General features: G+C 68.4%; 9 protein-coding genes and 2 pseudogenes. 7 read left to right on the plus strand and 4 right to left on the minus strand.

Annotated features, from left to right (window positions below):
- From IMZ29_RS13820 to IMZ29_RS13850, 7 genes are all read left to right on the plus strand, one after another.
- Positions 1 to 2,166: a TonB-dependent receptor gene (locus IMZ29_RS13820; protein WP_253207122.1), complete on the plus strand. Its 2,166-nt coding sequence runs from the start codon at positions 1 to 3 to the stop codon at positions 2,164 to 2,166.
- Positions 2,166 to 3,092: an ABC transporter substrate-binding protein gene (locus IMZ29_RS13825; RefSeq protein WP_216184969.1), complete on the plus strand. Its 927-nt coding sequence runs from the start codon at positions 2,166 to 2,168 to the stop codon at positions 3,090 to 3,092. Before IMZ29_RS13820 ends, IMZ29_RS13825 begins: the two co-directional genes overlap by 1 nt.
- Complete coding sequence (locus IMZ29_RS13830) at positions 3,092 to 4,090, plus strand: FecCD family ABC transporter permease (RefSeq protein WP_216184971.1); 999 nt, start codon at positions 3,092 to 3,094, stop codon at positions 4,088 to 4,090. Before IMZ29_RS13825 ends, IMZ29_RS13830 begins: the two co-directional genes overlap by 1 nt.
- Complete coding sequence (locus IMZ29_RS13835; protein WP_216184974.1) at positions 4,083 to 5,129, plus strand: FecCD family ABC transporter permease; 1,047 nt, start codon at positions 4,083 to 4,085, stop codon at positions 5,127 to 5,129. Before IMZ29_RS13830 ends, IMZ29_RS13835 begins: the two co-directional genes overlap by 8 nt.
- On the plus strand, positions 5,126 to 5,968 hold the full coding sequence (locus tag IMZ29_RS13840) for an ABC transporter ATP-binding protein (RefSeq protein WP_216184977.1): 843 nt from the start codon (positions 5,126 to 5,128) through the stop codon (positions 5,966 to 5,968). Before IMZ29_RS13835 ends, IMZ29_RS13840 begins: the two co-directional genes overlap by 4 nt.
- Entirely contained in the window at positions 5,965 to 6,783 is an 819-nt protein-coding gene (locus IMZ29_RS13845; RefSeq protein ID WP_216184980.1) for an IucA/IucC family C-terminal-domain containing protein, read from the plus strand. The genes IMZ29_RS13840 and IMZ29_RS13845 overlap by 4 nt, the downstream gene beginning before the upstream one ends.
- 119 nt (positions 6,784 to 6,902) lie before the next feature.
- A complete protein-coding gene (locus IMZ29_RS13850) occupies positions 6,903 to 8,003 on the plus strand; it encodes an Rpn family recombination-promoting nuclease/putative transposase (RefSeq protein ID WP_216184983.1) in 1,101 nt (366 codons plus the stop codon).
- 30 nt (positions 8,004 to 8,033) lie between these two features.
- Here the strand turns inward: IMZ29_RS13850 and IMZ29_RS13855 are convergent, their stop codons facing one another.
- The 4 genes and pseudogenes from IMZ29_RS13855 to IMZ29_RS13870 all read right to left on the minus strand — a co-directional run bounded on the left by IMZ29_RS13855 (position 8,034) and on the right by IMZ29_RS13870 (position 11,990).
- Positions 8,034 to 8,333 carry a DUF2783 domain-containing protein gene (locus IMZ29_RS13855; RefSeq protein WP_216184991.1) on the minus strand — a complete coding sequence of 100 codons (300 nt, stop codon included), beginning with the start codon at positions 8,331 to 8,333 and terminating at the stop codon, positions 8,034 to 8,036.
- Positions 8,334 to 8,345: 12 nt separating this feature from the next.
- A pseudogene (locus IMZ29_RS13860) lies at positions 8,346 to 10,006 on the minus strand (FAD-dependent oxidoreductase); the annotation flags it as partial.
- Positions 10,007 to 10,134: 128 nt separating this feature from the next.
- On the minus strand, positions 10,135 to 11,088 hold the full coding sequence (locus IMZ29_RS13865) for an MBL fold metallo-hydrolase (protein ID WP_216184985.1): 954 nt from the start codon (positions 11,086 to 11,088) through the stop codon (positions 10,135 to 10,137).
- Between the two features lie 105 nt (positions 11,089 to 11,193).
- Positions 11,194 to 11,990: pseudogene (locus IMZ29_RS13870) on the minus strand (IclR family transcriptional regulator).
- Positions 11,991 to 12,094 lie beyond the last annotated feature (104 nt).

The raw sequence follows: 12,094 nt of genomic DNA on the forward strand, positions 1-12,094 counted from the left end.
ATGCGAACCAATCTCGTTACTGACACTCGCGACCTCGGCATTTCGCCGCTCATCCCCCTCATGCAACTTCGCTCGCTCAGCTTGATCCCGGCGTTCCTGGCGCTGCCGGTGGCCCACGCCCAGACCCCGTCGCCGGAGACGCGCACGCTCACCCCGGTGGTGGTCAGCGCCTCGCGCGCCAATACGGAACTCCAGGACTCGCCCCAGACGGTGGTCATCATCGACCGTGAGCAGATCGAGGAGCAACTCACGCTCACGACCAATTCGTCGGACATCCTGAGCAACCTGCTGCCGTCCTACACGCCCAGCCGCGGCAAGATGACGGGCAGCGGCGAGACGCTGCGCGGGCGCACGCCGCTCATCCTCATCGACGGCGTGCCGCAATCCAATCCGCTGCGGCCCACGGGGCGCGAGGCGCACACCATCGACTTCTCCATGGTCGAGCGCATCGAGGTGGTGCAGGGTGCCAGTGCGATCAACGGCCTGGGCGCCACCGGCGGCACGATCAACATCATCACGCGACAACCGGAAGACGGGGCCTTCAACCAGCACGTGGACGTGCAGGTGACGATCCCGACCGAGAAGGTCAACGCCGAGTCGACGGGCTTCAAGACCACCTACCGTGCCGATGGCCGCCAGGGCGACCTGGACTATCTGTTCTCGGTGGGCTACGAAGATCAAGGGCTGCACTACGACGCGCGTCGCCGCACCATCGGCGCGGACAATACCCAGGGCGACCTGATGGATTCGCGCGCCTACGACGTGCTGGGCAAGCTCGGCTATCGCATCGACGAAAACCAGCGCGTGCAGTTGTCGGTGAACCGCTACCGTATCGCCGGCAAGGCAAGCTATCTCAGCGTCAACGGCAATCGCGAGCAGGGCATTCCCACCACGTCCATCAAAGGCGACGTGCCCGGGACCGCGCCGCGCAACGATGTCTGGACGTCGAGCCTGTCGTACGAGCACCACGATCTCGCGGGCATGTCGCTCTCGGCCATGGTGTTCCATCAGAAGTTCGAAGGTCTCTTCGGCGCGGACAATTCCGCGTCCTTCCAGGATCCGGCCATCGCCCCGGTGGGCACGCTCTTCGACCAGAGCCGCTCGCTGGCCGAGAAGTACGGCAGCAAGGTCAGCCTCACGAAGGACGACCTCTTCAACGATCGGCTCAAGGTGACGGTGGGCGTCGACACGCTGCGCGACAAGGGCGAGCAGGATCTGTACGGGACGCGCCGCACCTGGGTGCCGCCGTCTACCTACGACAACGTATCGCTTTTCGGGCAGGCCGAGTACCGCCTGCTGGACAGCCTCGTGCTGCACGGTGGCGTTCGCCACGAGCGCGCCGATCTCAAGATCGACAGCTACCGCACCATCGCCAGCGCCAACGGCGTGGATGTGGAAGGCGGCCGGCTGCGCTTCAACGAGACGCTCTTCAACGCCGGCGCGGTCTACACGCCCTGGGATGGCGTGAGCTTCTTCTCCAGCTATTCGGAAGGGTTCGGCATGCCTGACGTGGGCCGCGTGCTGCGCGGCATTGACGAGCCGGGCTGGCGCGTGGACGCGCTCACCGACCTCGCCCCGATCCTCACGCGCAGCGTCGAGGCCGGCACACGCATCGAGCGCGGCCCGTTCGACGCCGAGCTGAGCTACTTCCAGTCGCATTCGGATTTCGGCTCGCGCATCGTGCCGGTGAATGGTGTCTTCACGATGGCGCGCGAGAAGACCCGCATCCAGGGCGCGGAAGCCTCGCTGGGCTGGCGCGTGAATCGTGACCACCGCCTGACGCTGGGTTACGCCCATACGCGGGGCCGTTACGACAGCGATGGCGATGGCCGGGTCGACGCACGTCTGGACGGGCTGAACATCGCCCCGAACCGCATGATCGCGACGTGGTCGGCCCGCTGGACGCCCAAGCTGTCGAGCTTCGTGCAGGTGCAGCACGCGTTCAGCCGCGACTTCGACGATCCGCGCAAGCGCTTCGACGGCTACACGCTGGTCGATGCCGCCATGAACTACCGCCTGCCCAAGGGCACGCTGAAAGTGGGCGTGGCCAACGTCTTCAACGAGGACTACATCACGTACTACTCGCAGAGCGCCCTGGTCGAGCCGCGGCGCTACTTCGCAGGCCGTGGCCGCACGCTCACCGTGGGCTACTCGCTGTCGTTCTGATGACGCTGCGCTCGCCCGGTGCCATGCAAGGTCGCCCGCCGGGCGGCCCCTGTCCGCGCCGACGTTCGCTGCTGGCCAGCGCGGGCGTCGGTCTGGCCTGGCCCTGGCTTGCCCTCGGTGCCCCGCGCCCCGAGCGCGTCGTGACGCTGTATCAGGGCGCCAACGACATCGCCGTGGCGCTGGGCATGCGGCCCGTTGGGATCGTCGAGTCATGGACGCAGAAGCCGGTGTTTCAGTACCTGCGTCCCCAGCTTGCCGACGTGCCGCTGGTCGGCCTGGAGACGCAGCCCAATCTCGAAGCCGTGGTGGCCTGCCGTCCGGATGCGATCGTGGCATCGCGCTTTCGGCACGCGCGCATCCATGGACTGCTCTCGCGCATCGCGCCCACGGCGCTGCTCGACGACATCTATGACTTTCGCACCGGCATGCAGATCATCGGCACGGCCCTGGGCCGTGAGGCGATCGCGCGCGAACGTCTGGACGAGATGCAAGAGCGTACCGTGGCGCTGGCACAGCGCCTCGCGCGGCTACCGGGCTGGCCGCTGCGCGTGACGGTCGTCGATTTTCGTGAAGACCACGTGCGCGTGTATCTGCGCGGCAGCTACTCAGGGTTGATCCTCGCCTCGCTCGGTTTCGCCCGCACGCCGGCGCAGGCGGGCGAGGGCATCATGCTGCGCTTGAATTCGTTCGAGAGCATTCCGCTGGTGGATGCAGACGTGTGTTTCGTTCTCATGCGGTCGAACACGCCCGCCGTGCGCGCGCAGGTCGACGCCTGGACCTCGCACCCGCTCTGGGCACGTCTGCAGGCGGCCCGGACGGGGCGCGTCTACGCCGTGGACAACGTGCTGTGGAGCCTCTCCGGCGGGTACCTCGCCGCGCACCGTGTCCTGGATGACGTGCAGACGCATGTACTGGGGGCTGCCTGATGGTGCGACAGCACCGTGTGCGGCCGATCCTGGTGCTGGGCATCGGTGGGGTCCTGCTCATCGCGCTGATCGCGATCAGCCTCATGACCGGGCCGCTGGCCGTGCCCTGGCGCACCGTGTTCGCGGCCGTCTGGCAGCCCGATGGGGCGCTCGTCGAGCACGTCATCGTGCACACCACGCGCGTGCCGCGCACGGTGGTCGCCATCGTCACCGGCGCGAGCCTGGCCGTGGCGGGCGCGCTCATGCAGGCGCTCACGCGCAATCCGCTCGCCTCACCGAGCCTCTTTGGCGTGAACGGCGGGGCGATGCTCGCCTTGTGCGTGGCCGCCTATACGGGCTGGGCGCTCGGTGCCGCGGGCCAGCTTGCCGTGGCGTTCATGGGGGCAGCCTGCACCGGCGCACTCGTCTACGGCCTGGGCGGCGCTGGGCGCGGCCCCGCATCGCGGCTGGTGCTCGCCGGCGCCGCTGTCGCGGCGCTGTGTACTGCGCTCACGCAGGCGCTGCTGGTGGTCGATCAGGAAGGTCTGGACAGCATTCTCTTCTGGCTGGCGGGCTCGGTGTCAGCACGCGACCTGGACACCGTGCTGCCGGTGCTGCCGGGCATCGTGTTCGCGCTGGTTGCCGCCTGCGCCATGGCGCGCCACGTGGACGTGCTCGCCGCGGGCGACGACATCGCGGCCGGCCTGGGGCAGCGCACCGGGCTCACCAAGGTGGGCGTGAGCCTGGCCGTGGTGTGCCTGGCGGGTTCTGCGGTGGCGCTCTCGGGCGGCATCGGTTTCGTCGGACTCATCGTGCCGCATGCGGTGCGGCGCCTGGTGGGACATGCGCACCGCTGGGTGCTGCCGGCCTGCGCGCTCTATGGCGCGTGCCTGCTGCTGGCCGCCGACGTCGCCTCGCGCGACTGGCTGGTCCAAGGCCTGCCGATCGGCGTGCTCACGGCGCTGGTGGGCGCGCCCGTCTTCCTCTGGCTGATCCGGCGGGGGTGGCGTCATGGCTAGGCTGCTGTCGGGAACACAGGCCGTGCGACTGGGTTCGCTGTCGCGGCTGGTCGACACTCGTGCCGTGCGCGTGATCGCCGCTCTGGCCGTCGGGTTGCTGGCGCTGGCCGTGCTGTCGCTGTGCCTGGGCGGGCGCTGGTTGCCGCCCGTGACGGCGCTGCGGGCCTTGGCGGGGCAGGGCACGGACGAAGACATCCTCGTCGTGGGCCTGCTGCGCGCCCCACGCTTGGTGCTCGCCGCGCTCGCCGGCGGCGCGCTCGCCCTGTCAGGGCATCTGCTGCAGACGCTCGTGCGCAATCCGCTCGCCTCGCCCGACATCCTGGGCATGACGAGCGGCGCCAGCGCCGCTGCCGTCGCGTTCTTCGCCGTCGCGGGCACCGGCACGGTGGACATGGCCGGGCTGCCGCTGGCCACGACGGCTGGCGCGTGGGTCGCGTCCGCGCTCGTGCTGGCGCTCGCGTGGCAGAAGGGCGTGACGCCGTTGCGCCTGGTGCTGGTCGGTGTTGCCGTGTCGGCGCTCTTTGGCGCCATCACCACCTGGCTGCTCGTGGCAAGTCCGCTCGCGAGTGCCACGGCCTCCTATGTCTGGCTCACGGGCAGCGTCTTCGGCGCAACCTGGAGCGACGTGGGCAGCCTCGCGATGTGGCTCGTGATCCTGCTGCCGGTGTTGGTGTGGGCCAGTCGTCGGGCCGCCGTGCTGCGCGCGGATGACGCGGTCGCGACTGGGGTTGGGCTGCCCGTCACGGCCACGCGCCTGTTGCTGATGGCCCTGAGCGTGGGGCTGGCGGGCGCCGCCATCGCCTATGCGGGCGCGATGGCCTTCGTGGGGCTGGTCGCCCCGCACATCGGGCGCCGCCTGGTCGGTGGCGGCTTTGCCGCATCAGCCTGGAGCAGCGCCCTGGTCGGTGCGCTGCTCGTCATGCTGGCCGATCTTGCCGGGCGGATGCTCTTCGCGCCGCGCGATCTGCCGGCGGGCATCTTCGTGGCCGCGCTGGGCGCGGTCTTCTTCGTCTTTCTATTGAGTCGCCAACGCCGATGACCACCAGCCATGATCGCGCGCTCACGGGGCCGCTCGAAGGCCGTGCACTCACCCTGGACTACGGCGGCCAGCCGATCGTCGACGGCCTGGATCTGCGCATCCCGGCGGGCGCGGTGACCGTGCTCGTCGGGGCCAACGGCTGTGGCAAGAGCACGCTGCTCAAGGCCTTTGCCCGCCTGTTGCGCCCGCGCCAGGGCGTCGTCGTCCTCAATGGTCAGGACATCCGCAGCAAGCCCACCGTGCAGGTCGCGCGCGAGCTTGCGATCCTGCCGCAGACGCCGGTCGCGCCCGAAGGCCTTACCGTGCAGCAGCTGGTGCGCATGGGCCGATATCCGCACCAGGGCTGGCTGCGGCAATGGACGCGGGAAGACCACGACAAGGTGGAATCCGTGCTTGCAGCGACCGGCCTGGCCGAGTTCCGTGATCGACCCGTGGATGCCTTGTCAGGCGGCCAGCGCCAGCGGGCCTGGATTGCCATGACGCTCGCGCAGGATGCCGACATCCTCCTGCTGGACGAGCCCACCACCTATCTTGATCTGGCCCACCAGATCGACGTGCTCGACATGATCGACGGTCTGAACGCGAGCCTCGGCAAGACGGTGGTCATGGTGCTGCACGACCTGAACCTCGCCGCCCGCTACGGCCATCACTTGGTCGCCTTGCGTCAGGGGCGGGTGCACGCGCAGGGCCGCCCGGTGGATATCCTGAACGAAGCGCTCGTGCAGCAGGTGTTCGGTCTGGCCTGCCGCATCGTGCCGGACCCAGTGTATGGGTCGCCCCTGTGCATTCCGCTGGACCGGCGCCAATCAGCGCGGCGCTCGCAGGCAGTGCCGTCGTGACGACCGTGCAGCCCGCTGGCGCTTGGGAGACGGGGCTGCTCGCCGACGATGAGCGAGCCCTGCTCGCCGAGGAATTGCGGCTGGTGATGAGCACGGCGTCCGCAGACGCCTATCCGCCGGTCGCCCAACTCCTGGATGTCGATGTCTGCCGAGACTGGCTGAACGAGGTGCGCGTACGCATCGACGCGCCCAGCCTGCCGGCGGCGGCGTCGCTCTTCGCCAAGCGCTGGTCCTTCCTCATCACCGGCGCGCCGCTCTATGCGATGTCGGTGTTCGACAAGGGGCTCAGGGTGGGCCTGGACAAGGTGGGGCTGGATGCCGACTATGCGGACCGCCTGTGGGTATCCCGGTTGCGCTTGCGCGACGCCGAGGTGACCCTGGCACCCCTGGGTCCGGCACGCGACGACTGGCGGCTCGACGTGACCACGCGTCTTTTTGCCGGGCATGTGGCGCCGCTGTGGCGCGCGCTCTCGGTGGCTGGCGGCGTGGCCGAGCGCATTCTCTGGGAGAACCTGGCTGTGCGGGCCTACAGCCTGTACGAGGGCCGACTCGACGCGGTGGCGCCAGATGCCCAGGCGCGCGCCCAGGCCGACTTCGACTGGCTGCGCCGTGACGCGCCACCCGCGGCGTTCGGCCTGGACCACAATCCCCTGAAACGCTACGACTTCGCCCCGACGCCCGTACCGGGCCGCGCCCAGCCTGTGCGCTTTCGCAAGACGTGCTGCCTCTACTACCAGGTGCCGCACGCGCGCGAATATTGCCGCGCCTGCCCGCTCATCAAGCCTGGGCGCAAGCCGCCGGTAGTGTTCGACTGATAGGTTTCGCGGGTAGGCGGCGGTGCGTCGAAATGCGCGCACCCGACGTCCGCAGCACTCGGGTCAGCCGTATAACGGTGCAGGCCCGCCGCCGGCGGGCATCTGCCGGATCGCTTCGCATGTCCCTGCCGCACGACAGCGGTTACCGCCGCATCTTCGCTCATCCCGTGATGGTCGAACACCTGCTGCGCGGCTTCGTGCCTGAGGCCTGGGTCGACGAGCTCGACTTCGCCACGCTCGAGCCGCGCGGCGGGCATTACGTGACGGACGATCTGGCCGAGCGGCGCACGGATCTCGTCTGGCGCGTGCGCTTGGGCGGCGAGCGCTGGCTGTACGTCTACCTGCTGCTCGAATTTCAGAGCCGCGACGATGCCTGGATGGCGCTGCGCATGCTGGCCTACGTGAGCCTGCTGTACCAGGATCTGGTCAAGACGGGCGAGGTAGCGCGCCCGGGTGAGTTGCCGCCCGTCTTTCCTCTGGTGCTGCACCACGGCAGCCGACCGTGGCGGGCCACGCGCGAGATGCGCGGTCTCTTTGCCGGCGCGCCCGATTCGCTCGCCGCCTACCAGCCCAGCCTGCGCTACTTCGTGCTGGACGAGCATCGGGCCGGGCTACCCGGCACGGACGACAATCTCGTCGCCCACCTGATCGCGCTGGAGAAGAGCCCCTCACCGCAGGCGACGCGTCGCAGTATCATGCAATTGCACCGCTACCTGAAGGCGCCACGCCACGACTCACTGCGCCGCGCCTTCACGGTCTACATCCAGCGCGTGCTCCTTGCCCGGCTCGTGCCAGGCGAGACGATTCCCGAGGTCAACGATTTACAGGAGATGGATGCCATGCTCGCCGAACGCGTGGTCGAGTGGACCGAGAAGTGGAAGCAGGATGGGCTACGGGCCGGGTTTGAACAAGGACTCGAACGAGGACTCGAACAAGGACTTGAACAAGGACTTGAACAAGGACTTGAACAAGGACTTGAACAAGGACTCGAACGAGGACTTGAGAAGGGGCGAGAACAGGGGCGCCTTGAAGGGCAGCGAGCCCTTCTGTTGAGGCTGCTTGCCGGCCGCTTCGGCTCACCATTGCCTGCGTGGTCCATGGCGCGCGTGGAGGCTGGGGACGCGCCCGCGTTGGAGCAGTGGAGCATGGCTGTCCTCACGGCCTCGGATCTAGACGGGGTCTTCCATCCCTCGCGTGGCGCGGAGCTGGGCGGGGGATGAGTTAATGCCCGCCCGGAACGGAGCTCGGCGTCATACGGGCAGAACGGCGGTCGCAGGCGCAGCAGGTACCGTGAGCGCTGCCTGCCGAGCCTGCATCAGGGCTTCTCGCACGACGTCCAGGTCCCCGATATGGTTGGCCAGCAGCAGCACGAGGGCCGCGTTCATGGCCTCGCTTTGCCCGGCGTCCAGATCGCGGTGGCTATCGATAAGCGCTTCGTAGAAATCGTCGGGCGCGACAAAGCCGGGTGTCGTTCTGAGGGTGCTCGGGGGGGGTTGGCCACCTGAAGGTGCAGGGGCGGGCGAGACCGCAGCAGCGGGCGCTTCTGCCATCCGCGGCTCCAGCCCCACGGCGCGGCGCAGGGCCTGCGCGATGCGTGTCGTGTCGGCCCCGCGCCATCGCGCTGCCACATGCTGATCCGGCCGGATCAGGTACACCGTGCCGGGCAAGAGCGCATAGCGTCGCGCGACGAGACCATCGATGTCTTCCAGGTGAACATCCTCGCCATGAACAGCCTGCTCGCCAGCGCGTGCTGCCCGGCCCTCGGCATGCACGTGGACGCGAGCGAGAGCAACGCCGGGCGGCGTGTCGATGGCGTCCAGGCCGCTCACGTCATCGGCCACGAGCAACGTGAACTGCGCCTTCAGGTGCGCGAGCAGCCAACCGAGTTCGCCGTCATGACGCACAGGCGCGTCCACAGCCACCGCACCGGGCGCAAGGCCCCCCTCGAAGGGGTGCACGTCCGGCGTATTCAACGATGATCCATGCAGCGTTGCGGGTACGGACAACCGGCCGCTGTTGACCAGGCCGCGGGCAAAGCCGTAATCACGGGCGAGCCGCAGCACGGTGTTGCGAAATGTCTTGCTGATGGGGCTCTTGGGGGTGATGAAGTCCGTGGCCCGGGTGGAATTGAGCAGGTTCTCGTCGGCGGCGTACTCCCGCTCGGTGGCGTAGGTATCCAGCAGGGCGTCGGGCGCGTGCCCGCGCAGCACCAGCGCGAGCTTCCAGGCGAGGTTCTCGGCGTCCTGCACGCCGCTGTTGGCCCCGCGCGCGCGAAGGGCGACACGCCGTGCGCCGCATCGCCCGCAAAGAGCACGCGGCCCTGGCGAAAGTGATCCATGCGCAGGCACGAGAAGGTGTAGATGCTCACCCATTCCAGCGTGAACTCGGCGGCATCGCCAAAGAGCGCCCGCAGGCGAGGCAACACGCGCTCGGGCTTGACCTCCTCGACGGGGTCGGCATCCCAGCCGAGCTGGAAATCCACGCGCCACACGTTGTCCGGCTGGCGGTGCAGCAGCACGGACTGGTTCGGGTGAAAGGGCGGATCGAACCAGAACCACCGCTCGGGCGGGAAATCTGCCGTCATGCGGATGTCGGCGATGAGAAAGCGATCGCGAAACGAGCGCCCGTGGCTTTCCTGGCCCAGCATCTTGCGCACGGGCGAGCGTGCGCCGTCGCAGGCGATGAGATGGTCGGCGTGCAGGCGATAGGCACCGTCCGGGGTGTCGACCGTGACGATGACCCCATCGGCCACTGGTTCCACGGCGCTCACGCGATGCCGCCAGCGCGTCTGGACGAGGGGCTCTGCGGCCACGGCTTCCTGCAGGTAGCCTTCCACGTAGTACTGCTGCAGATTGATGAAGGCCGGGCGACGATGGCCGGCTTCGGGCAGGAGATCGAAGCGCCAGATCTCCTCGTCCCGGAAGAACACCTTGCCGACGTTCCACGACACGCCCTTGTCGACCATGCGCTGGCCCACGCCCAGGCGATCCCAGATGTCGAGCGTGCGCTTGGCGAAGCAGATGGCGCGCGAGCCGGTGGACAGGCGACAGTCGTCGTCGAGGACAAGGGTGGAAATGCCCTGGCGGGCCAGATCCAGCGCGGTGGACAGGCCCACCGGGCCGGCACCCACGATGACGACCGGGTGGCGCGCGACGGCGTCGCTATCGAGTTCGGCCGGGCGCGCGTAGGCGAACTCGACCTGTTGGTAGTTGATGTCTCCCACTGGCGTCTCCGGCGATGGCAGCGGTGTCGGGGTGCAAACGGGCGCACCCGTCCCTGCGCCCGGACTCTGCGGCCCGGGTCGCGTCAGCTCAGCTCAGATCAGGTGCTGCAGGGTGGCGCTGTGCGGGCTCAGCCTTCCAGCGTCTTCCACATCTCGACGTCGCGCTCGGCCGTCCAGATCCGCGGATCGGTGATGCCGTTGGCCTCGTCAAACGCACGCGTCACGTCGAACGGCATGCAGTGATCGAAGATGACCCAGTCCTTGTAGCGCGGCTGCATGGCGGCGTAGGTGTCGCGATACACGGTCTTCAGATCCTTGCCGGCTGCCACGCCCTGGTTCACCAGGTCATACAGGTCATTGAGAAAAGCGCGCGTGCCGGCCACGGCCGTATGGACTTCGCGGGCGTTCATCAGGGCGGGCCCACGGCCGGGCACCATCTTCTCGGGGCCGAGCGCCATCAGGCGATCCAGTGTCTGGGGCCAGTCGCGGAAGTAGGCGTCGCCGGCGTAGGGCGTGGTCTGGTACTCGACCAGATCGCCCGCGAAGAGCACTTTCTGGTCCGGCAGCCAGGCCACCGTGTCGGCCTTGGTGTGGCCGCGGCCCAGGTGCAGGATGTGCACTTCCAGGTTGCCGAGATCGATGGTCATCGAGCCATCGAACGTGATGGTGGGCCAGGTCAGGCCGTCCGGCACGGATTCGACGTCGCGGAACAGCCGGGGAAACCGGCCAATCTCGCTCGCCTTGTCCTGCTCGCCGCGCTCGACGATGAGGTTGTAGGTCTCGCGGCTGGCGATGATCTGCTCGGCCTCGAAGGCGGACGCACCCAGCACGCGCACGGCGTGGTAGTGCGAGAGCAGCACGTACTTCACGGGCTTGTCCGTGACCTCGCGAATGCGGCGGATCACGTCGCGGGCCATGGTGGGCGTGGCCTGCGTGTCCACCACCATCACCGCGTCGTCGCCGATGATGACGCCCGTATTGGGATCGCCCTGGGCCGTGTAGGCGTAGGCGTTGTCCGAGAGTTTCTCGAAGCTGACGGTTTTTTCTTCCGTGTCGGCGTGCGAGGCGAAGGCTTTGCTCATGGCTGTCTCCAGGTGCGGCGGCGGGCGCGAGTGCGCCGTGGCGTGCGTCTGCCTGCGACTATACGCGCCTGTTCGTTTTTATTCAATCCGTTCGTCTATAACGAATCAGACGACAGGTCGCCGGTAGCCGAGACGTTGGGAGATGGCGTCGGCACAGGCGCGCATGGGATGCGCGATGTCGCCATCGAGCCGCGCATCGAAGAGGCCCGCTGGCCCGATGCAGGTGATGGCGGCAACGACATGGCCGGTATGGTCGAACACAGGTACCGACAGGGCGTCGATGCCGGGAAGCGGATTGCCCAGGGCGCGGGCCATGCCGTCGGCCCGGATGGCCGCGAGCAACTCGTCGCGGGTGCGCAGGTCCGGCTCGGGGGGCAAGGTATGCGTGACGACGGCTGCGTCACCGGCCTCGCGGGCGATGTAATGCTCGGCGACCTTGGGCGGCAGCCAGGCCGCGAAGACCTGGCCTGTGGCGGTATGCAGCATCGACATCACGGTGCCGGCGCGCAGGTTCACATGGACCGGGTAGCTCGCCTCCAGGATCTGGATGATCGTGGGACCATGCGAGCCGAGCACGGCCAGGGCGGTGGTGTGGCCCAGTGTGGCGGCAAGCCGGGTGATCTGAGGGGCGGCCGCCGAACCGGCTCCAGCCGACGCAGGCTCACGAGTCCCATCTGCAGCGCGAAGGGGCCGAGTTCGTATTGCGACGTGGCGTCGTCCTGCTGGACGAGACCGACGCGGATGAAGCTCACCAGATAGGGGTGGGCCTTGGCCGAGGTCATTCCGGCCGCGCGCGCCAGGTCGCGCAGCGTCATGGATTCGCCCGCATCGACCAGGGCCTGCAACAGGGCAAACCCGGTCTCGATGGATTGAATGCTGCGCTGCGCGCCGTCTTGACTCATGAAGGGCTCCGTTCGCCGCCCTCCGCGGCGTCGGGCAGCCGGTCAGGCCGCGCAGGGCGCGGCCGGGAAGGCTCAGGCGTCGGGAGACGCGGGGCGGCTGCCCG

Source organism: Verticiella alkaliphila (assembly GCF_018904615.1).
In the GTDB taxonomy this organism is placed as follows: domain Bacteria; phylum Pseudomonadota; class Gammaproteobacteria; order Burkholderiales; family Burkholderiaceae_B; genus Verticiella; species Verticiella alkaliphila.